A 21,413-nucleotide genomic window follows, 5' to 3' on the forward strand; every position below is an offset into this window, starting at 1 on the left:
CACAAGCAGCCGTCTGGCCCTCACAAAATGGGCCAGCGTCAACACCAGCAGTGGCAAGTCGACCCAGCATGCACTAACAGTAAACACGGATCACCCCATGGGGGCAGACCAGAGTAGCACTACCACATCATAAAACTGGAGACATCACTCTCTGCCACTTTACCATCCAAAACATCGGCGATTGCCTGATCGACGATATCCACCGCCTCATCGATTTCGTCTTCGGTCAGTGTCAATGGCGGCATAAATTCGAGAACATTGGCATTGAGACCAACATACGTGAAAGCAGCTCCAAGCTGATAGCCGCGATATATGATTTTCGCGGTCGTCGTTACAGGAACCGGCTCCGGTGAGCCACGATCATTAACGAGATCAACGCCAATGGCGAGCCCTCTGCCGCGCACATCGCCGATAATAGAATGCTTATTGCCAAGCTGGCGCAGGCGATCTGCGAAAAGCGTACCCATCCGCTCCGAGCGTTGGGCAAGTCCTTGCGTCTCAATCGTATTGAGTACAGCGCGACCGGCAGCAGTCGCCACTGGATTTCCGGCTGTCGTCTGCAGCACAAAGGCAGGTGCGTAGTCCATCACCCATTGCGGTCCAACAACCGCAGAAAGAGGTACACCACCTCCAAGACCTTTTCCGAACACTACCATGTCAGGCTTAAGCCCTTCATGCTGGAAACAATGCATCAGCCCGGTTCGGCCAAGGCCAACCTTGACCTCATCAACTACCACCAGAATTCCATGCTTACGACAACGATCCTGCAGTGCTTTCAAAAAGCCCGGCGGAGGCACAACGAGACCACCATCGGATAAGATAGGCTCGATGAACACGGCTGCAACTTGCTCTGGTGGGCAGCTTGTGGAAAAATGATAATCGAGCAGTTCAAGCACGGCTTCCGCGGAAAAGCGCGGCCTGAACGGATCGGGATAAGGCAACAGCAAAACACCGGGGCGAGGCAATGTATGTGTCATCGCAGTGTGACCGCTGATCCCCATCGAGCCCGTCAGGTTACCGTGGTAAGAACCGATAAAAGATATGATCCGTGAGCGCTTGGTGGCGGCAGTTAGTACACGTACCGCACAATCATTGGCATCTGATCCCGAATGACCAAACCACACGCGACGCTCGCCCTTGCCGGGGGTGATGCGCAGCAAGTCTTCGGCAAGCGAAACGGCTGGCTCGTTTGGGTAAAGCAACAAGCTTGCACCCGCCATATCGCGAGCAGATTTTTCAACCGCTTCAACAATAGCCGGATGACCATACCCCAAAGCAGCAGGTCCGGCAGAGCCAGACAGATCAAGGATGGAACGCCCACCTTCCTCTATTAGCCTGTTGCCTTTGCCGCCGATGAGGCTCAAAGGTGAAAACCGCAAGCGTCCTATTTCTGCAATGACCCGCGCGTCGCGCTCACGCAAAGAAAGCGGTGTCTGCGTCATGTTCACTCCTAGTGTGAGGGACCAAGCAAAGCCTTTGCCAGACGATCTGTCCATTCGGCTATGCCCCGCGGCGTCGATACAAGATCCTGACGAATTTCAACGAGAATGGCTTCATGTCCGCGATCCTGGCCATGAACAGGAATGGCGTAATCATCGTCGCGGCTGACCGTATAAGGAACATTGCCGTCGACACTCAACGTCGGATCACTGCGTAAACCATCGATCACCGTCTGCGCGAGTTCATGCGAACGATCATAAAGAATGCCCGCATGCCACGGCCGGACATTACCCTTAAAGACCGGCGTAAAAGAATGGATTGTAACGATTTTTACCTTTCGTCCGACTTTTTCGCGCTCCGTGATATGGGCCGCAACCCGATCATGAAACGGGGTAAAAATGCGCGTGGCGCGGCGCATTTTCTCTTCATCGCCGATATCTATATTACCGGGAATAGTCGTGCTTTCCGAGAGCTGGGGAATGCTGGAGACCGCATCGAGAGGGCGATTGAGATCAATCAGCAAACGCGAATAGGTCGACAGAAAAGCCGGAGCGTTTAAACGCGCAACCAAGCCCCGCGTTACTTCGGCAGCACCGATATCCCATGCGATATGGCGCAGCCGATCAACACTGGAAAGGCCGAGATCTGCGTATTCGGTTGGTATATGATGCGACGCGTGCTCGCACAACAGCACGATATCGGAACTGCCGCCTTCATTGTGTATTTCAACAGGGTCCGGCCAATCGGCAGACTGTTGTCGTTCAAGGATATGGTCTGACATTAGTATAGTGTCCGATAAAGCGCACAGGTTTCGTCTGCATTGAGTTCAACCACACGGGCAAGCTCCGCTTGTTTGATGCCGACAAAAGTTTCGATGAAAGCCGGATCAAACCAGTCACAAACCGTTTCATCTGCTGCAAGCACATCAAGCGCCTGTGCCAGTGTTTCAGGCAAACGCACCAGACCAAGATCAGCCCGTTCCTGATCGCTCATCAATGTTGGATCACCCGCTACCAGCGGTGGGGTTTCCAGGTCGGCTTTCAGACCTTCCAACCCAGCCCAGACAATTGCCGCCAGAGACAGATATGGATTGGCAGTAGCATCTGCCGCACGGTATTCGATATTGAACTGCTTGGCCGGATCACGTCCACCGATGGTGACGGTCGGGCAAATGCGCAAACTTGCTTCGCGTTCCTTATCGGCGAGCCAAGTATAGGAAGAACTCCAGCTATGCGGCTTGAGACGATAGAACGAAGAAGGATTTGAGGCGGTCAACACAGTGATCGCAGGCAGATGACGCAACACGCCCGCGCAAAATGCGCCAGCCGCCTTCGACAATCGACCCGGCTTTTGCGGATCATACGTGGCCTGCTCACCTTTCTGATCGACAAAGCTGAAATGAATATGCACACCATTGCCCACAGCATTGGGTTCAGTTTTCGGCGCAAAACTCGCCTTCCACCCAAGATTGCGCGCGACTTCGCGGGTAATTTCGCGGATTGCCACCGCACGGTCGGCGGCACTCACGCCGTCAGTTGGCGCGTGCGTAACTTCAAACTGCTCGTTACCAAACTCAGCAATGATGACTTCTGGCGCAACACCCGCCTGTTCCAGCGCCGCCATTAACTGCGGCGCGAACGGATCAGTGCGACGCAAGGCTTCCATAGAAAGCGAATGGGCTTTTGGAAAATCCCCACCGAAAATCTGAAATTCCTGCTCAAATGTCGATAGCAGCGACAGGCCGGTCAGTTCCTTCAGATCGGCAAGCGCTTGACGCAGCATGGAACGCGTGCAGCCAAGCCATGCATTGCCATCAAGATCAACAATATCGCCGGGCACCATGTCAAATGGTGTCGACCCGCCAGTCAGATCGGTGCGATAACGCGCCTTCAGATCGGGCAAAATGCGAAGATCACCTGACGATCCCCATGGATTATCAGCCGCGATGGAATTAAACGGGGTTAGCGATAAATTGGCCTGTAACCACCCAATTCCAGTAACCGCGTGCTTTTCAAGACGACTTTGCGCAATGGAGCGCCCACGCGTTATTCCTGAAAGATCGGTCGTAACGATGGCAACAAGTGGTTCAAAAGCTGTTGTCATGACTGCTTTCCCATCTGGTTAAAGCGTTCAACAACCGTCTGCGTATCAGCTTGCCAGCAATAGCCACCAAAAGCCTTCAAAGCCCCGTCATGACGTTCAGGCGTCGCGGATGCACAAGCATCGCTTACGCAGGTTACCAGATAGCCGCGATCAGCAGCATCGCGAACGGCCATGTCGACACATTGGTCGGTCATGATACCGGTAATGATCAGATAACGGACATTCAGGTTTTTGAGAACGTAATCGATATTGGTGGAATTGAAGACACCGGAAGAGGTTTTGGGCAGCATAATTTCGTCGCGTACCGGCATCAGCGATGGCACAGGCAGCCCTTCCGGGCGGCTTGGCGCAACGTGAATAGGCGTCATCTTATGATCAAGCGAACAATCGCGACCATCTTCGGTAAGACTTTGAATGATTGTATGCAGAACTTCAACACCATTGGCGCGTGCCGCAGCCAACAGCTTTTCATTATTTGGGATTGTAACGCCGGATGTCTGCTTGATGAAATAATGATCTGCATCACGTTCTGGATGCGACGGGTCAAGCCCCGGCTCAAGCCATATACGCTGCATATCAACGAGCAGAATTGCCGTTTCGCCAGCAACGAATGGAGCGTCGCGTTTTATTGTCGAATGTACCATATCAGGTGTTCCCGTTGTTTATTCTTGAACCTGTGGATTGGGGCTAATCTATCGTGCTTTTGGCCCCGGAAAATCGCGTATCCCTAACTCTTCATCCAAAGCGCTACGGCCATCATCCCTCACGCTGTCGAGCGTAATGGCATTTTGGCGCCGCACATCTTCAAGCGCTTCGATACGATCATGTGTCGCTTCGCTAATGGTAGAAAGAATGTGAGTCACCAGCGCTTCCATCTGCACAATGGATGGCCCCAACGTATCGTAAGGCGACGTCACTTCTTGCGGGCTGACAATCGTTGCTTCGGAATATTCCGACACCGGCGAAAGCCATGGATCAGTGAACAGTACAATCTTCACACCACGTGCCGCCGCCTGTTTTGCGAAAGCGACGACATCAAGCTGATACCGGCGATAATCGAACACGACAAGCACATCGCGTTTACCCATATCGGCAATAATATCAAACTGTTGCGCCGACAAAGCGCCAAGATCGACAACGCCGCTTCGAAACTGATAAATGTAGCCCGCCAGCATCCCTGCAACATGGCGACTAAACCGCCCGCCCAGAAACAAGACCTGTCCTTTGGCCTCCATAATGATTCTGGCGGCTCTGTCATAGGTCGTGACCGGCGTCGTCGTCATCGCCTTGTCGAGCGCCTTGATGACAGACTGGATATAGGTGATAACCACGGCCTGATCGGGGCTTGCAGCGGCCTGATCCGCACGTTTAGCCTCCATCATCAAAAGTGGCGAATGAAGACGGGATTCAATCTCGGCCAGAAGCCTCGCCTGAAAATCTGCAAAGCCGTCAAAACCCAGTTTCATCACCAGACGAATGACGGTTGGATCGCTCACCCCTGCCCTGCGGGCGAGACTCGTGGCAGTCCCAAGGCCGGACGTCGGATAGTCTGTCAGCAGCAGCTTGACGATTTTCTCCTCCGACGGAGTAAGCGCCAGATCACCGCGCATCAACACGTCCCGTATCGCCATATTGCTTCCCCTGCCTTTCTCGTCCGGCCTTGCCTGTTTCGCAAGTCATGAAGATTCAATTACAGAAAATTTTATTCTCGTCAATCGTGAAGAGATATTGACATAAAATAAAAACTGGCCTTACTTTGCAGAAAAGCAGAACCCAATTCTGCGGGGAACAACATGACAACAGACACACATTCATCGTCGCTGGGGTCCAGCGCGCTGGCTACAAAGCAGGTTGCACATCGCAGTTTTTTCTCGACAGCTCTGAAAAGCGCATTAGTCGACAGCACCGCGATGGTTTTGTTGATCATCGCTGTCGCCATCATCGCATTTGTTTTCGGCGGACCTGCCATTCAGCGCGTCGTCGCTTATGCAGCGATCATGCTGACGGCGGTCGTTGGTTTGCAAATTTTTTCCGGAAATACCGGGATCGTTTCGTTCGGCCACGCTGGTTTCATGGGCATCGGCGCCTATATCACCGGCATTTTAACCATGCCAGCGGCGATGCAAGCCACCACATTACCCGCATTACCCTCTTTCATGGCTGGATATGAATTGCCATTTCTCGGCGCTCTTATTGTGGTGGTCCTGCTGGCTGTTATTATTGGCTCCATCACTGGCATCCCACTGTTACGCCTATCTGGATCAAGCGCGCCAATCGCAACGCTCGCTTTGCTCATCATCATTTACACGGTTTTGGTGGCGGCTCGTGAAATCACCCGCGGCAGTCAGCCATTTTACGGTGTTCCACGCGACGTAGGCTTGTGGACGACAGTTTTGGTGGCCTCCATTGCACTGACTATCGCTCGTATCTTCCGCGATACACCGTTCGGACTTGCTGCGCGTGCCGCATCTGATGATGAACGCGGTGCAGCAGCGGTCGGCGTCAACCACCGTGCGGCGTGGCTGTCCTCGTGGGTTCTCAGCATCGTTGTCGCGATGGCTGCGGGCGCTATGATGGCGCAATTTCTTGGTGCATTTTCACCGCGAGACTTCTATTTCGATCTAGGGTTTACCATCCTTGCCATGTTGATCGTTGGCGGTATGCATTCAGCGCTCGGAGCCTTTTCAGGCGTGATCGCCACAACCATCGTAATCGAAATCGTGCGACGCTGGGAAGGTGGCGGCGATATTCTAGGCTTCCATATTCCAACCGTGTTTGGCCTGACACAAGGCGCGCTGGCGCTGGCGATGATACTAATCATCTGGCGTCGCCCTGAAGGGCTGTTCGGTAAGGGTGAGCTTAATTTACTGCGCCGTTTTGGACTGGCCAAAAAGGCCGATGCTGCCGCCGAGCCTGAGCGCAATCCGGATACCACACCGATCATCGCAACCCATCTTACGCGTCGTTATGCAGGGGTAGTTGCGGTGGACGATGCATCGCTCGAATTCCATACCAATATGATCACCGGGATTATTGGACCCAACGGCGCAGGCAAAACGACTTTCATCAACATGATCTCTGGCGATGTTGCTCCCAGCTCCGGTCAGGTTTCCATCAGCAGTGATCCCATTGCACATACCGCATTCCGTTTTGCACGGCATGGCGTAGCGCGCACTTTCCAGAACATCCGCATTTTTCCACGCATGACCGTAATGGAAAATGTGGTGGTAGCTGCGAGACAGGTCGAACCCAATCTGGTAACTGCCGAAGCAACAGCTATGCGCGAACTGCATCGCATGGGTCTAGCAGATTACGCCGACCGCACCGCTGCCGGATTGGCCTATGGATTGCGTCGTCGACTTGAGATTGCTCGCGCCCTCGTTCTAAAGCCGCGTTTTCTGCTTCTGGACGAACCTGCAGCTGGTATGAACGCCGTCGAAACCGCCGATCTGGTCACCATATTGGCGCAAATTCGGAAAGAGCGTCAGATCGGTATCATCCTTATCGAGCACGATATGCGGCTGGTAATGGGTCTGTGCGAGCGGATCGTGGTGATCGACCACGGCAAGGTCATTGCCGATGGCGTGCCCGCTGAAGTTCAGAAAAACCCGGATGTCGTTGCCGCTTACCTTGGCAGCCGCAGCGCGCGCACAAAACACAACAATTAAGACCATAACAAAGGGGAAACAAAAATGTCTCAACGCAATTTCATCAGACGTTCTATCCTTGCGGCATCAGCGTGTGGCTTGGCAATTGCCGCAGCATCTAGCGCTAAAGCCGAAAATATCATCATCGGCGTTGCAACTGCACAAACAGGTGGCCTTGCACCCTATGACCAACCTTCGCTGGCCGGATTCCGGATGGCCATTGACGAAATCAACGCCAAGGGCGGTCTTGGTGGGAAATACCCGGCGAAACTGATCATCAAGGATACCCGCACCGACACAGCCCAGACAGCGACCGTCGCGCAAGAATTGATTGATGCAGGTGCGAAAATCATGATCACACCCTGCGATGCCGACGCCTCCATTGCAGCCGGCCAACTGACGCAACCGCTCAATATACCGACGCTGACATTTTGTGGCACAGCCCCGATCTTGAGCGTTGCCGTTGGCGATGTGATGTTTGGCACTTATCCAGCGGACAATGTGCAAGCTACCGCCGTTGCCGATTTTGCGCTTTCCGAAGGCAAGAAATCAGTTTACCTGCTGACATCGCCCGACACGACCTATGTCGCCAACCTGCCGGAATATTTTGGCAAGGTTTTTGAAAAGAAGGGCGGTAAAGTTATCGGTCGCGGCACCTTCACGATGAACCAGCCAGACTTTTCCGCTGAAGTCACCAAGATCAAAAATATGGCCGAAAAGCCTGATCTGATCATGACAGCAGCTTATGAGCCGGACTTCCCAGCCTTTATTCAGCAGTTGCGGGCCGCTGGCGTTAATACACCAGTCTATGGTGCCGATGCACTCAACACACCAACCATCAAGGGTCTTGGTAAGCTGGCAGACGGCGTGGTGTTCACTGCCGCAGGCTATGCCGAACCGGGCAGCAAACTAGAGGCTTTCGACAAATCCTTTGCTAAGATTACGGGTCACGCACCTGAATCCACCTATGAAGTCAATGGCTATGAAATTGGCCTCATTCTTGATGCTGCCGTGAAAGCAGCGGGTTCAGACGAGCCTCGCGCTATCCGCGATGCCATCGCTGCCACCAAAGACTTTGACGGCGTCACTGGCAAAATCACCTATGCGGGAACGACCGGCATGCCCCTGCGCCCTGTAGTCTTGATGCGCTATGAAGGCGGCATGCCGCACTATGTGAAGACTGAAGTTCCAGCTGCTGAAGACGTTCCCGCACCGTGAACCATCAAGTCGCTGAAACCGCTTTCACAATCAGGATATTGTAATGCTGACCCTGGACGCTCTAAAAATTCGATATGGCGAGGTTGAGGCCGTACGCGGCGTCTACCTCAATGTCGGGCGCGGCGAAATCGTCGCGCTTGTCGGCGCCAATGGGGCGGGCAAAAGCTCTACCCTTGGCGCAATTGCTGGTCTTGTGCCAGCGGCGTCTGGTAAAATCACCTTCGAAGGCAAGGAACTGAAAGGCCTTGCCTCCGAAGCTATCTCCCGGCTGGGTATAGCGCTGGTTCCAGAAGGTCGCCGAATTTTCGCGAGCCTCACAGTCGCGGATAATCTGCGCCTTGGCGGAGCAATGCATCTGTCCAGTGCGGAAGCGAAAATACGCGAAGAGGAAATTCTGGAGCTGTTTCCAATTCTGCGCCGTTATTATCGTATCAAGGGTGGCAATCTTTCCGGCGGAGAACAACAGATGCTGGCCATCGGCCGGGCGCTGATGTCGAAACCCAAGCTCATCCTTCTTGATGAACCTTCGCTAGGGCTTGCCCCGCAGATCATCGACACGGTTTTCGATCTGATCGCCAGCTTGCGCGAACAAGGACTGACGGTTTTGCTAATCGAGCAGAATGTAGCGCTAGCGCTCGAGATCGCCGACAAGGCGACCGTGCTAGCCAATGGCGAGGTAGTTCTTTCTGGAACTGCGAAAGAACTCGCGGATTCCGACCTTGTCCGCCAAGCCTATTTAGGAGCTTGAAAACGATGATTATGCAACAGATCATCAATGCCATCAGCCTTGGCGGCGTCTATGCATTGCTGGCACTTGGGTTAGCGATTGTCTTTTCCATTGTCGGCCTGATTAATTTCGCTCATGGCGAATTGATGACGATTTCAGGCTATGCGCTGCTAGCCGCCTTGTTTATCGGCGCACCGTTTGGGCTGGCTGTCGCTGTCGCCCTTTGTGTGGGTGCAGTAGCGGCAGTATTAATGGAGCGCATCGCATTTCGACCGATGCGCGGAGCGAGTGTCACAAGTTTGCTCTTAACGAGTTTTGCCGTTTCCAGTCTGCTGAAGGTGTTCTTTCAAAACGGCGTCTCGGCGCGAGCACAGCCCGTGCCGATGCCAAGCTGGATGACTGGCGCTTTCCAGATCGGAGACATGACAATCGGCGTAGGCCCGGCAATCTCTATCTCAGTTTCACTTCTGGCATTGATTGCGTTGGAATTGTTCCTAAGGCGTACAGTCACCGGCACGGCCATGCGTGCTGCAGCCGAGGATTTCAACGTCGTGCGCCTGATAGGCATTCCGGCTGGTCGGATCATCGCAACGGCTTTCCTGCTATCTGGCCTTCTTGCGGGTCTTGCATCCATGCTGTGGATTGCACAACGCGCTTCTGTCGATCCACTAATGGGTTTCACACCCGTGCTCAAAGCCTTTATTGCGGCAGTCGTTGGTGGTTTGGGTAGCCTCTCGGGAGCTGTTGCCGGCGGATTTTTGCTCGGCTTCATCGAAGTTCTGCTGCAAGCAACCCTTCCGTCAGAACTAGCGCCCTATCGGGACGCCATGGTTCTTTCCGGGGTAATTGTCATCCTACTTATTCGTCCAAGCGGACTAATCCCGGCCATCCGCGTACAGAGAAGCTGATGTATACAAAACCCGAATTCGCACCACTTTCCGAAAATGAAGTCTTGGATCTTATCAAGGCAACCGTCTTTGCAACGGTTGTTACACAAGGTGATACAGGTCTGGTTGTCTCCCATCTGCCCTTTGTTCTTAAAAAATCAGATGCTGGAGTTATCAAATTAGAATCGCACCTCGCTCGCGCCAACCCACACAGCCAATTGATTGCTGAGGCACGCGAAACAGTTGTGATCTTTAACGGACCGCACGGCTATATTTCATCGTCATGGTATCCGGAGAAGCCAGTGCGTGACAGTGCCCCCACGTGGAATTTCGCTGTCGTACATTGTCATGGTCGTCCGGTACAAATCGACGATCATGCAACTGCACGCCATCTTCTGGAACTCGTCGATGTTCTTGAAGGTGGGCGTGAAAACAGATGGCATATGCGTGAACTCGGACCGGGAGGCATGCAGCGTCGGATACCCAACATTATCGGCTTTGAAATAGCTACCACTCAAATTGAAGCAAAGTTCAAGATGGGCCAGGATGAACGGCTTTATGATACCAAAGGCGCTATCAATGCTTTAACTGTTAGCGACCCAACGCTCGCTGAAACAATGACGCGACATAATGAGTATCGTCACGAGAATGAGAAATAATCATTTTCCGCTTTCGCAAAGCCCTTCTCAACGAACAGATAGCGACTGTTTCGGCCGTAATATTTAGACCTAAGCAGCAAGCGTTTATAAAACTGAATATCATTTCACACGGCAGTGCCTGAACGCACCCTGACGAGGGTATCCACATATGGCAAAATTACGTTTTTGCCATATGTTACAACTCGCGCCGGCTTTTGAAACTTGCCGGACATCTGGAATGGGCAATGTGAATGCGCACCCTATACTACATATCATCAAATAGACCCATCGGCTGAACAGCTTACGATATCGAAAATGCAAAAGTGAACCTAACGTACATTAACGCGCTGCCAAGAATTACTGAGCAGAACGAGCAGCCATTGATTTACTCCTCAAACAATAACGCAGCGTAATTCATAGCCCCATGCAAAATGCGAACAATCGATACACGATCATTATCTACTTGATAGAAAATTAAATAATTACCGTGCACCCGACCACGATAGCCATGGTATTCATAACGAGGCGCCAATGGGAAACTGCCAGCTAGCTGAGCTAAGGCTTCGCACTTGTTACGCAATTCGAGAATGAAGAAATAAGCGCGTCGAGGATTATCTTGCGCTATGTCATGTTCTGCCGAATGAGAGAACTCAACCCTCATGCTAATTTTTCAGCCTTATCAGCCATTGCCAGATATTTTGCTTCCAACCGATCAAATACTTCACTTGCAGGCTTTGTCCGCCCAGCTTCGATATCAGCCATGCCGCGAGCGAACGCAGCATCAACGGCCGCCAGTTTCGCTTCGCGTTCCTGAACAAGACGCACACCTTCGCGCAGGACTTCACTTTTTGAACCGTAACGACCGGTGTCAACGAGCTGCTGGATATAGCTCTAGAGTTGTTTACCCAGTTCTGCACTGATCATATTGTGACACCTTTGCTCAAGCGGGCAATCAAGTTAATTATTTTATCAACTACTACCAATTGACGTTCGCGCTACCTCTCATCATATCGTTTCACAAATCGCATTTTGTTCCACTGACTTTGATGCGAAAGACATGACGTGAGGCCTATGCCCTCAGGGCTTTTATGATTGAATGTAGAACTCTTTGAAACAGCGCCCGAACCTCATTTTGACAGAGCGCTGTTTACTATTGGCATTTCGACATTGCAGCTTAAGTAACGTTTGCTCCGCAGGGTTAAAGGTTAAGCATGCTGCCTGCCCTTATTCAGGCGATAGTTTTTGTTGAGCCGTTCTTGCTCTCGCTGCTCCACCATAGCAATAGTAGCTGACTTGGCGCCTTCAGCAATTTCGTCACCACTGAAATTGCTCACGCACAAATCAGGTATTGTGATATGGGACATTATATTATGCAGGAGTACAGCTTGCCCCGGGCGTAAAGTCCGCTTCTTCGTTTTATAACTACCAGTACGTTTTGAAGGGAACGCATGCATGTCTCTTAAGGGCGCTTTGCTCATATACCAAATGCGGTTGAGCGCCTGTTGACGGCTTACCGATCTAAAATGACCGGCAGCTTTGCTAGGTATCAACGCTTCATTGTTACGGTTGAACACATCGATAATTTCCGCAACCTCGTTTAGCGTATTTGCATCGTCTTCCCACACCAGCATATGCACGTGCCATGCAATCGTCTTTTTGTTATTCGGTGTAATCGGGAAATTGGCAAATAGGCTGGGTTCTATAAAGCCATAAAAGCTGAATCCGCCAAACTGCTCATACAATAGGATCTGAAGATCATCGATTGCTCTATCGTGATCTCCATCTATCGGCACACAACATTCCCTTGGTGCAAGCGTAACAAACGACAATTTCGTTCGCGGATGCTTCCTTAATTGATCATCCAATAAATCATGGGAATTTTCTGCAAAATTCATACGTGCAGCTGTATTAGTCGCTTTAAGCGACTTTGCGCCTTCACGCATTAGATTATCGATACCGGTTTCACAGAGCTTATATCGCCCTGATGGTGTCAATGTCAGCTTACGAATTTTAGCTTCAAGGGCTGTATGAAGCTTAATAAAGACGTCGCGTGACAACAGGGGTGGTGACATCGTCATAGCTAACCTCGTACACCTAAGTAAGGTCAGTACAACTGACTTCACTATTATCAGGTGTGTTTGATTTAATTGGGTAATTTTGGTTAATTTGGGTGTAAAAAGTGTATTACAAGGGCATGACCTAAGTCTGATTTTTGTCATCTATATACGGTGGGTGAATGACAATTTTCAGAGATTTACCACTTTCCATTATGCGAATTGGGCAATCAATATTTCCTTTTGAAATGCATTGACGCATAATCGCCTCGGTGAATTTAGGGGAAACCAATAACTTAACTGTCGTAGCTGCCTCTTTTTTCGGTTTCGGAGGCTTATGGCTTTTTTTTAGTGCCTCAAGAGATCCAGCTTCTTCTATTTTTTGCTTCACCGTTGCCGTGTTTTTGCCTCTTAAGAACAGCGGGTTGAGCGTGAGGTGGTATTTGCTCACCTTCTTGTTCTCAGCTGTTCCAAACCCGATAGCTAGGCGCAGGGCAAATTTCAAAGCATCGTGTTCTTCGTCCAATTTAGGCGTGGACCTTTGCCCTACCCATAATGGATCTCTACAAAACCTATACCAAGTATCTTTATCTGCTTTGAGTTCGCGCGCCATCCGATAGACCGACAGCAAATTTGAGATGAGTTTTTGATTGTAGCGCGCTTCTAAACCAGAATTATCCTTTTGAATGGACGTTAGTTTGGAAACAATTTCGGCGGCTGTATTTGTCGAGCTCGGGGGTACTGTGCTCGCACCGTGATCGGATCCAGCTGAGTCACGAATCTTATCTCTTTTAAAGTTTGATTCAGGAACCTGTGTTCGCATTTCTCCCAGACTGGTCGCAGCACGCGAACAACGTTGAGTTGGAAGGTGGTTATTTTCCGGCGAGCATGGGGCGTCTGTGTTAATCGACACCGATTTTAAAGAGCGCTTTTGCGCTGCCTGCTGAGTGGCACTCAAGCGGCTGGCTTTCAAAACTTTACTATTGAGAGCTGCTGGTTTTACAGGTTTGTAATTCGCGATAGTTTCAATGAGCTTGTTGGCTAATTTATCAGCATATGGATCGTTTAGCTTAGCAATATTCGCTCTAAAACTACTGAATACTGAATTTATGTCGGACTTGGATTCTTGAACTGCGGTTTTCATCGTAACTTCCTTTTGGTTTTGTTTGCAAAAGGAAGGAGTTCGGTACGAAGAAGGCAGAGGCTTCATGGCGTATCGACACACAATCCCATGCAAACTATTGCATTTGATTGATGGTCGAAGCACCAACTCCATCTGCGACGCCCTCAGCGCGTCTATTGCGGATGAAGCAGTGTGTGAACTTGGCTAAGGTTATCATACCCTCGCGCTCACACAACTTGTGCCACCATTAAAGTGGCTCGTTGCACCTCTCAAAAAGTCATCACTGAGTTATAGATGACTTAGATGATGGGTATATGGTTTGCTGTGTGATTGTTGTCAATCCGGTACTCAAACTATTTTTCAATATTTTTTTCATGACGTAGTAGCCTTTAAAAGTATGACACTGCTTGACTGGATGTGTGAACGGCGCTCACGCCGATCAACGAATTCTTTGGGACGCAGGCTGGTAATCGGCAAATGCTTGATACGCTCACTGTCGAAGAGTTGCGCTTGTTTGTCGTTGATTGCTGTGATGACGGACCAGTGGTTTAACTTTCCATAGACCGCTGCAAATGCTGCTGTGCTTGATTGCTGTAAATGGCGGCTGATGCTTTCAATCGTTTGATTAGCTTCTGTTGGCTTTTTGATTGCAAAAGGCCGTCGGAACAAAAGCTCGACGTTGAGGTCGCCGCTGACATAATCTCTGGCGACATGTGTGAGGCCAATCATGGCGTAAAGCGAAAGGCCACTTGTAGTCAGATCAAGGTGACCCATCTCTTTGACTGCATGATTGGTCAGACGTCGAAACAGCTCTTCCCAATGCGGGCCTTTCCCTGAAGCCGATTCATTTCGTAGGGCCCAGCGAATGGCATTGATGAGGGCATAGATGCCACAAAGTGAATCGAGGTTGCCCTGCAGATATGGCCGTAGCTTGACTGGCTGCAATTGAGACATGTGCGCTACCGTCAATATTCATCAGCAAGCATAATGGTGAGCACCCGAACAGTCACATCCGGGTTGGCTGGATCTGGTGAATGCATTGAAAGAGCTTCGTCGTAATAATCGATCTTCCAAAGCACAGGCAGTTGAGCAGCTTCAAGCAAGCCGAAGTCATGGTCGGCATAAGGATCATTGACTTCGTCAAATACATTGAACGATCTGACGGCCAGCATGATCTCCTCTATTTTGGCTTGTTCAAGTGCTATAATGCCCCGCGTTAGCACAATCCGTCCACCAATCCCTGTCACGCGCAACTTGTCATTTAGCTCTGCGATGATTTTGGATTTATCAATATTCATGTTTTGTTCTTCGCGTGAGGTCATAGCTATTCCTTCTGCTGCAAAGCAGTTTGTTTTGAATTGATTGTTATGGGTTTGGTTTAATCGCGTGTTGTAGGTCTGGGCTCGACGGCTAGATCAGGCGCACCAAGCGACGCTGGGCATCACTATCCCCGTCGATATAACGCTGTGTGGTGGTGATTGAGCGATGACCAACAAGCAGTTGAACATCGCGTAATGATCCACCCGCCTTATGAACAAGCCGAGCAGCTTGCGTTACAAAGGTGCGTCGGCCTGAATGTGATGAACATCCTTCAAGGCCCGAAAGCGCATAAATATGCTTGAACCAGTTGACGACTGATTTTGCTGACATGGCGCTTCCGCGCTCGCTCAGAATAACCGGGCCGGCGCGACCAGCATTTTTGGCTAGCTTTTGTAATGCTTTCCTCAAATCAGGATGTAACGGTACGCGGCGGGCATGAGCATTTTTTGTGATACGACCCGGCAGGTTGATGGACGTGCCGAGTTTGTTGTTGGCGTCAAGCAGCATTGACCATTCCAGTTTGGCGATTTCGCCTGCACGAAGTCCTGCCTTGAAGCTCAATAGCAACATGGCGGTATTTCGGTCAGGATGTCGGAGGGTATTAGCTGTTTGAAGCGCTTGTTGTATTTGAGTTGTAGTCACCGTGCGGGCTTGCCGGTGGTGTGCCATGATGGGCCTCGAGTTGACAAACGATGTCGGCATTAAAGCCTAAAAACCATCATTTGTCAAATCGGTTCCATAAAATAAGATATATAAATCAATATCTTAGTTGTAGTTTTTATTGCGCAACGACACCATTGACCCTGCAAAGTGCTGGTATGTTTTCATTGTTTTCCATGATGAAATAGATGAAGTTTTTGGCGCGAGGATCGTAGTTGCTGTAAAATGGCGTATATCCCGCATAAGCGCCATATTGGTTTTTTCCATTCACATAACCGCACACGACATAGGCGCCATTGGACATTTCGGCGGCGGCAATGTTTCGATAGAGGGCCGAGGACTCGTCGCGAAGTCGGAGACCAATCAGGCTCTTGATCGTCGCTTCCTCTTCACCACTCAAAACGATTGCCTTTCCTCTCTCGATTTGCCCAAATTGGCTCTTATTTTTGGCCATCAACTCGCGCTTTTCCTCACGAGATTCCTTTTCAAAAGCATCCGATTCAGTTTTGCGTTTTGCGGCTCGCTCTTCGTTTTGCTTGCGAAGAAGCGCCAGACGCTCTTGATAAATCGAATCATGGTCTTGGGCTGCGGGAGCTGATGATGGCTCTGACCCTAAATCACTAGGCGCATAAATCGGAGGGTCAGCACGTTCTCGGTCTGCAATGGGCAAAGTGCTCGGCTTGCAGAAATTGCCCTTCGTCTCCCAATCTCCACTTTTAAGAGAAAAGCTGGTTTTGTCCGTAATCGTGTAAATGGCTTGTGCAGTTTCGATATCATCAGAATTTCGACCGCAGGTCTGTTTCACGTCATATGTCGATTGGCCAGTCTGGGAAATATGTTCAAACCGACAGCCCGATGACGGCCAGCTCAAAGTTTTGCCGTCTGTATATATAGTGTTGGGTCCAAAGCCTTCCTCGCAAGTACCGCCTGTTAAAGCGTAATAGCCGGATTTAATCGGCAGGCTCGTCAGCGAAGGGCCAGGCTGCACGTGCTTTTGGGTCAGTTGAGGTGGGGATTGGTCATGTCTGTTTTCAGCGCAATCACCCAGCAGATCCAGCGCCTTAGATGATCCCTTTAATGAAAGACCAAACTTACTGTGGCCGTAACTCAAGCGCATTTGCCGTGAGTTACTGAGCAAAGGTGCGAGACTGTCCTCTTCAGCACCTCCAGGGAAAAGCACAATTTTCGGCTCGATCACTGTTCCGGTGAGCAAAATCGGTTCATGATCATCAAATGTGACAGAGCCGGACCATTCGTCGCCAACTGGCAAATCCCATGATGATACAGAAACACCAAAACTGAAGCCTTCATTGGCATTAGCATATACGACGAAATAGACATCCTTGGTAACGTGCTTACCCATGATGCAACCGTTATCTGAGTCGTTGGCAAGCTTGTGGCCGGTCCAGCCGCTATGAGAAAATTCGGATTCCGATTGTGCGAGAGCGCTAGTTGCCAGTAGGCTTAGTCCAATAATTCCCGCAAACGTGCTTTTACGCATGCTGATTTCCTCAGTTTTTGTTGCTGTGATGAAAAATGCCACGACGGCTGCGGTTATTGCTGTGCGCCTTGAGCTTCGCGCTCAGCCGCTCGAACGCAGTTCTTCAAAGCAGTGACTGCCAAGTGATTGTCAAAAAAGCTGGTATGGGCTGAATAGTTCAGGCGAATGAATTCAACCTGCATCTCCTCGGCCTTGCGTATGAGCTTTTCTAACTTCTGCTTATCTTCAAGCGTATTGCCCGTGATAATAATTGTGGTGGGCATCGGGATAAAAACCCGTGTGAATGTCACAGGCTCACCATCAAGCTGAAGATAAGCCTTCACGTCACCATCAGCCTCATTGATATTCCAGCTCTTTGATGAGAAGGCCAAATCAAAATCACCCGCAGCAGTCGCGAAGATCGCCAATGCGGTATCGTCATCAAGGTGCATTGCCATCATGCAGCCAGGGCGCTCGACATTATTCAGATTACTACCGAACCAATGGCCTTCCGAGAAGGCAATCTCATTGGCGTTAGCTGGCATTTGAAGACCGAGCGCCGCAATGACGAGTGCTGATGCCACTTGCAGAAATTGATTTATGCGGCGGCAAAAACCTTTTCCTAAGTTATCTCTGAACAGTTTAGGTGCATATCTTCGGTGTTCGGCGAACATGGCTCACTCCGTTGCATGAATATATCGATTGAGGATTGGGGTTTTTAGCGCCGTATATTCATCAGCCGTAATCGCACCACTCTCAAAAAGGGTGTCCAGGCGATGTAGCGCTGCAATAGCGTCTTGGTTCTGCGCTTTTGCTTTTGTTGTCGATGATGGTGTTGGTTTTGGTCTTGACGATATTCCATCGTTTATCGCCGGTGACGGAACACTCACGTTTTGATGAAAGTCCGGTTCGACGCGAACGGCGACAGGGTCGTTGACAAATAGGTTAATCCCGCTCTCACCGCCATTGCTGCCTTCTTCACTGATATGAGCATAGTGCAGCGCCCAAACCAAAGCAGCCACCCAACCAACGACCGTGCCGCCAAATGCGAGATTAACGACAAAGATCAGCCAACGGTTGGGATGTTCGCGTCGAAATGCAACGATGGTCGGGATAAAGGCGACGAGCAGAATAACCAGAATGAAAACGATGAAAGCCAGTGTGATAAGCAGGGAGTCAAAAGCGCCTTGAGCTGCCCAAGCTCGATTAGGTAAAGTCAGACACGATGTCACTGCTATGCAGAACAGCGGCAAAAGCCGCTGCAGTATCCTGATAAACTCCCCCATGACACAAGCTCAATGTGATGGGCGCGAAATCACATTCGCTTTGAGCTGTTTGAACTCATCTTCATCGATGGCCCCTGAAGCACGAAGTGAGGCGATTTTTTCAAGCTGATCGAGTGGTGCAGCAACAGTTGCGTTCGATGGTGTCATGCCATGCAGGTTCGAAACAGGTATTACTGTCGCATTATCAGCAAAATTACTGCCAAAGCGGTTTGCGCCTGGTGTTGATGGCGAACACATAAAAACCAGCAGCGCGATTTGACCGATCAATGGCACAAGCCCCGCCAATATCCACCAGCCCGACCGGTCAGTATCGTGCAAGCGCCTCACAGTTACCGCAATAGCTGGCAGCACATGCGCCAAGTAAACAATCGCCGTGAAAAGCCCTGCAGGCTCATTGCGCGTTGTGTCGCCAAGCGTTTGGTCAATGACCATGGCCACCACGAGCATGATGAACAATGTGAGACTGAAAAACCAGTACTGTGAACGGTTGGCGCGCCCTGAAAACACGGCATAGTTGCGCATTGCATCCGTATAGTAGTGCATGAAATCCCCCTGATGACACCCAAATGCGAGAAACGGCACGCTCATAGCTGTGTGTAAATGCTATGAGGTGCCGCTGATATTTAATGTGTTGAATATATTCGATGGATTAAAGAAGGTCAAGGTGGTCGCGTTAAAGCATGAACGCACGCACCCGAATTGCCTGGAATTTAAGGCGAATACGCTCAAGTCATGGAATTACGCAGGAGAACCTTGCTGTTGATGCAAACGTTGATCGTACTGCTATCAGCGGTATTGAGCGTGGTGACTACAATCCCACGATTGATTTGCTCGAGCGATTGGCTGAAGCGTTGTCGGTCGACATTGTGGATTTTGTTTTGAAGGTGCCAGAAGGGGCTGTAGCGCCCCGGCCCATTCGTGCGGGCCGTAAACCAAAGCGCAGTTAGCGGCTGAGATGAACCGCAACTTTTCGCACCCGCTCGAGCAAGCCTCTTCTGTCATCGCACATGGTGACAGCCAAGCAGCCCATCGAGATCCATTTTACATATTATAGTTGATAAAAATATAGTATGTCTAGTGGCAATAGTCCACGCATGGATGTGCGGAAAATTGTTGGCGATAATTTTGCCCGGATACGAAAAGAAAAAGGACTGACTCAGGAACAAGTGGCGGAGCGTTCAGGCTTCAGCCAGCAGTATTTGAGCAGCCTTGAACGGGGACAGCGTAACCCGACGATTATAACGATTTACGAGCTTTCATTGGCGCTTGGAACAACCTATTCTAATCTTATTTTGCCAGGAAATGCCGAAAATCATTAGCCTTATCGCATGTAGTCTAGCGTGTCAGTATTTTCGATTTAAGAACACTTTCAATTAGTTCTGTGCCAGGTGACTCCCGAATAGTCCATTTTTACTTCGTAACTTCAAAATGCAAAACCAAACGGCGTTGACGTTTTTGAGAATTTGCAGTTAGAGTCGTGAACCTCAGAACTTGTAGAGGTTAAGATGGCGAAATACGAAGTTTGGGCAACCAACGCCCCCTTCGAGTGGACCCAATTACGTCTGGAGACCGACGACCGGGAAAAAGCCATGAACAAGGCACATGAAATTCTACAGAAAGGCCGCTTTCGATTTATCGCTGTCGACCATAATGGCACAACGATTTGGTCAAATGATCCTGAAACGCCAGCGACCTCTGAATAGCAGGCAGCGTTATAACCTGGATATGGCAAAAGTCAGCTTTTGCCATATGTTTGTAAATCAGAGTAATTTCGTGTCACCTATGTGCTTCATCTCAGTCATAAATTGACTAGTAATATTTCCCAAAAGAAGCCAATCTTTTCAATTGATTTGAATAGCGCATTATCTCTTTGATAATTTTAAATTGGCACATTAATTCAAAAAAGCCTGTCACTGTCCTAGAATAGCGTTCACTTCATCTTTCAGTATGCGAGCATATTCAGTTAACGAGTTTGGAGCCAGTTTTGCACCGAGTATCGTGAAGCCTATGGATGCTCCAGCAGTCACACCGTCCGTGAAAATAGGCACAGCGATCCCCACAATTCCTTTTATAAGTTCCTCATCATCGACTGCATATCCGCGCGCTCGCGTTTGCTCTATTAGCTCACGAATTCTGTCGGCAGTTAAACCCTTATAGCCTGAATAGCGTTCAAGATTAGCGCGAATAATGAAGTCCTGCTCATCCTCATCAAGATAAGACAGCATAGCAATTGAACCCGGGCCAACACCCAGGGGCACTGAGCCACCAATCATGCCGGTCAAGGTGGGAACAACACATTCTCCATCTCGGCGGTCAAGGCAAACAGAATCATGATTAAACCGTGCCATAAGATGCACGGTATCTCCGGTACGCCGGCGTAACCGGGTCAGCGCAATCTCACATCGGCTTATAAGACCCGGTCCCCGTGCAGCACGCGCGCCGTAAATCGACATACGCGCACCCAGCCGATAGCAGCGTTTTTTATCATCTCTTGCGAGCAATTTGTGACCAACGAGCGTGTTGAGAATGCGATGGCAGGTTGCGTTGTTAAGCCCAGACAGGTCCGTGAGCTTCTTCAAAGTAAGCCCGTCATTACCGCCGTCAGCTACCAGATCAAGCAATTGCACTGCACGATCTAAAAGTTGGGTGCCGCCTGTTGGAGCAGTCTTGGGATTCTTGATCATCAAATCTCACATTATGAAAAACAACATCTACATAACTTGTATAGTGAGAAATATCAGTGTTCAATGATGAAATAAAGGCTGTATGGGAAAATGATTAAAAAAACAGCAGCCTTTTATTGAGTGGATTCTGAATATTCAAAAAGGGA

The 21,413-nt window shown here is 50.1% G+C and carries 25 protein-coding genes; 8 read left to right on the forward strand and 17 right to left on the reverse strand.

Features of this window, described 5'->3' with window-relative positions:
• Positions 1-119 precede the first annotated feature (119 nt).
• From ABE527_RS17730 to ABE527_RS17750, 5 genes are read right to left on the reverse strand one after another with little or no spacing between them, the layout of a single operon-like run.
• Positions 120-1,442 (reverse strand): aspartate aminotransferase family protein, encoded by a 1,323-nt coding sequence (locus ABE527_RS17730; protein ID WP_499697752.1) that lies wholly within the window; start codon positions 1,440-1,442, stop codon positions 120-122.
• An 8-nt stretch (positions 1,443-1,450) separates the two neighbouring features.
• Positions 1,451-2,221 (reverse strand): N-formylglutamate amidohydrolase, encoded by a 771-nt coding sequence (locus ABE527_RS17735; protein WP_499697753.1) that lies wholly within the window; start codon positions 2,219-2,221, stop codon positions 1,451-1,453.
• Entirely contained in the window at positions 2,221-3,543 is a 1,323-nt protein-coding gene (locus ABE527_RS17740) for a type I glutamate--ammonia ligase (protein WP_499697754.1), read from the reverse strand. The genes ABE527_RS17735 and ABE527_RS17740 overlap by 1 nt, the downstream gene beginning before the upstream one ends.
• Complete coding sequence (locus tag ABE527_RS17745) at positions 3,540-4,187, reverse strand: cysteine hydrolase family protein (RefSeq protein WP_140022292.1); 648 nt, start codon at positions 4,185-4,187, stop codon at positions 3,540-3,542. Before ABE527_RS17745 ends, ABE527_RS17740 begins: the two co-directional genes overlap by 4 nt.
• A 48-nt stretch (positions 4,188-4,235) precedes the next feature.
• Complete coding sequence (locus ABE527_RS17750; protein WP_140022291.1) at positions 4,236-5,174, reverse strand: MurR/RpiR family transcriptional regulator; 939 nt, start codon at positions 5,172-5,174, stop codon at positions 4,236-4,238.
• Positions 5,175-5,336: 162 nt separating this feature from the next.
• On the opposite strand from ABE527_RS17750, the gene ABE527_RS17755 reads away from it, so the two are divergent.
• Genes ABE527_RS17755 through ABE527_RS17775 form a run of 5 tightly spaced genes read left to right on the forward strand, consistent with a single transcriptional unit; the run spans position 5,337 to position 10,681 of the window.
• Positions 5,337-7,211 carry a branched-chain amino acid ABC transporter ATP-binding protein/permease gene (locus ABE527_RS17755; RefSeq protein WP_499697755.1) on the forward strand — a complete coding sequence of 625 codons (1,875 nt, stop codon included), beginning with the start codon at positions 5,337-5,339 and terminating at the stop codon, positions 7,209-7,211.
• A 24-nt stretch (positions 7,212-7,235) separates the two neighbouring features.
• Positions 7,236-8,408 carry an ABC transporter substrate-binding protein gene (locus ABE527_RS17760; protein ID WP_499697756.1) on the forward strand — a complete coding sequence of 391 codons (1,173 nt, stop codon included), beginning with the start codon at positions 7,236-7,238 and terminating at the stop codon, positions 8,406-8,408.
• 43 nt (positions 8,409-8,451) lie between these two features.
• The gene (locus ABE527_RS17765) at positions 8,452-9,156 is read left to right on the forward strand and encodes an ABC transporter ATP-binding protein (RefSeq protein WP_499697757.1); all 705 of its coding nucleotides are present in this window, start codon (positions 8,452-8,454) and stop codon (positions 9,154-9,156) included.
• Positions 9,157-9,161: 5 nt separating this feature from the next.
• Positions 9,162-10,043 (forward strand): branched-chain amino acid ABC transporter permease, encoded by an 882-nt coding sequence (locus ABE527_RS17770; protein ID WP_499697758.1) that lies wholly within the window; start codon positions 9,162-9,164, stop codon positions 10,041-10,043.
• Complete coding sequence (locus tag ABE527_RS17775) at positions 10,043-10,681, forward strand: FMN-binding negative transcriptional regulator (RefSeq protein WP_499697759.1); 639 nt, start codon at positions 10,043-10,045, stop codon at positions 10,679-10,681. The genes ABE527_RS17770 and ABE527_RS17775 overlap by 1 nt, the downstream gene beginning before the upstream one ends.
• Before the next feature lie 364 nt (positions 10,682-11,045).
• On the opposite strand, the gene ABE527_RS17780 is transcribed toward ABE527_RS17775, so the two are convergent.
• The 11 genes from ABE527_RS17780 to ABE527_RS17830 form a co-directional block, all read right to left on the reverse strand.
• A complete protein-coding gene (locus ABE527_RS17780; RefSeq protein WP_499697760.1) occupies positions 11,046-11,321 on the reverse strand; it encodes a type II toxin-antitoxin system RelE/ParE family toxin in 276 nt (91 codons plus the stop codon).
• A complete protein-coding gene (locus tag ABE527_RS17785) occupies positions 11,318-11,545 on the reverse strand; it encodes a type II toxin-antitoxin system ParD family antitoxin (RefSeq protein ID WP_499697797.1) in 228 nt (75 codons plus the stop codon). The genes ABE527_RS17780 and ABE527_RS17785 overlap by 4 nt, the downstream gene beginning before the upstream one ends.
• A 320-nt stretch (positions 11,546-11,865) precedes the next feature.
• Positions 11,866-12,738, reverse strand: a complete 873-nt coding sequence (locus ABE527_RS17790) for a hypothetical protein (protein WP_499697761.1) — start codon at positions 12,736-12,738, stop codon at positions 11,866-11,868.
• A gap of 121 nt (positions 12,739-12,859) precedes the next feature.
• On the reverse strand, positions 12,860-13,858 hold the full coding sequence (locus ABE527_RS17795; protein WP_499697762.1) for a hypothetical protein: 999 nt from the start codon (positions 13,856-13,858) through the stop codon (positions 12,860-12,862).
• A 351-nt stretch (positions 13,859-14,209) separates the two neighbouring features.
• On the reverse strand, positions 14,210-14,791 hold the full coding sequence (locus ABE527_RS17800) for a hypothetical protein (RefSeq protein ID WP_499697763.1): 582 nt from the start codon (positions 14,789-14,791) through the stop codon (positions 14,210-14,212).
• An 11-nt stretch (positions 14,792-14,802) separates the two neighbouring features.
• On the reverse strand, positions 14,803-15,135 hold the full coding sequence (locus ABE527_RS17805) for a DUF3768 domain-containing protein (protein WP_499697764.1): 333 nt from the start codon (positions 15,133-15,135) through the stop codon (positions 14,803-14,805).
• 112 nt (positions 15,136-15,247) lie between these two features.
• Complete coding sequence (locus ABE527_RS17810; protein WP_499697765.1) at positions 15,248-15,859, reverse strand: tyrosine-type recombinase/integrase; 612 nt, start codon at positions 15,857-15,859, stop codon at positions 15,248-15,250.
• Between the two features lie 76 nt (positions 15,860-15,935).
• Positions 15,936-17,360 carry a hypothetical protein gene (locus ABE527_RS17815; protein WP_499697766.1) on the reverse strand — a complete coding sequence of 475 codons (1,425 nt, stop codon included), beginning with the start codon at positions 17,358-17,360 and terminating at the stop codon, positions 15,936-15,938.
• 11 nt (positions 17,361-17,371) lie between these two features.
• Positions 17,372-17,971 (reverse strand): hypothetical protein, encoded by a 600-nt coding sequence (locus ABE527_RS17820; RefSeq protein WP_499697767.1) that lies wholly within the window; start codon positions 17,969-17,971, stop codon positions 17,372-17,374.
• A gap of 3 nt (positions 17,972-17,974) precedes the next feature.
• Positions 17,975-18,583: a superinfection immunity protein gene (locus ABE527_RS17825; protein ID WP_499697768.1), complete on the reverse strand. Its 609-nt coding sequence runs from the start codon at positions 18,581-18,583 to the stop codon at positions 17,975-17,977.
• A 9-nt stretch (positions 18,584-18,592) separates the two neighbouring features.
• A complete protein-coding gene (locus ABE527_RS17830; RefSeq protein WP_499697769.1) occupies positions 18,593-19,126 on the reverse strand; it encodes a DUF805 domain-containing protein in 534 nt (177 codons plus the stop codon).
• 137 nt (positions 19,127-19,263) lie between these two features.
• On the opposite strand from ABE527_RS17830, the gene ABE527_RS17835 reads away from it, so the two are divergent.
• From ABE527_RS17835 to ABE527_RS17845, 3 genes are all read left to right on the forward strand, one after another.
• On the forward strand, positions 19,264-19,530 hold the full coding sequence (locus ABE527_RS17835; protein WP_499697770.1) for a helix-turn-helix domain-containing protein: 267 nt from the start codon (positions 19,264-19,266) through the stop codon (positions 19,528-19,530).
• Between the two features lie 147 nt (positions 19,531-19,677).
• The gene (locus ABE527_RS17840; RefSeq protein WP_499697798.1) at positions 19,678-19,902 is read left to right on the forward strand and encodes a helix-turn-helix domain-containing protein; all 225 of its coding nucleotides are present in this window, start codon (positions 19,678-19,680) and stop codon (positions 19,900-19,902) included.
• A 186-nt stretch (positions 19,903-20,088) separates the two neighbouring features.
• Entirely contained in the window at positions 20,089-20,286 is a 198-nt protein-coding gene (locus tag ABE527_RS17845; RefSeq protein ID WP_499697771.1) for a hypothetical protein, read from the forward strand.
• A 207-nt stretch (positions 20,287-20,493) separates the two neighbouring features.
• Here the strand turns inward: ABE527_RS17845 and ABE527_RS17850 are convergent, their stop codons facing one another.
• Entirely contained in the window at positions 20,494-21,267 is a 774-nt protein-coding gene (locus ABE527_RS17850; protein ID WP_499697772.1) for an IclR family transcriptional regulator, read from the reverse strand.
• Positions 21,268-21,413 lie beyond the last annotated feature (146 nt).

It is taken from the genome of Brucella sp. TWI432 (assembly GCF_039674445.1).
GTDB classification, from domain to species: Bacteria; Pseudomonadota; Alphaproteobacteria; order Rhizobiales; family Rhizobiaceae; genus Brucella; species Brucella chromiisoli.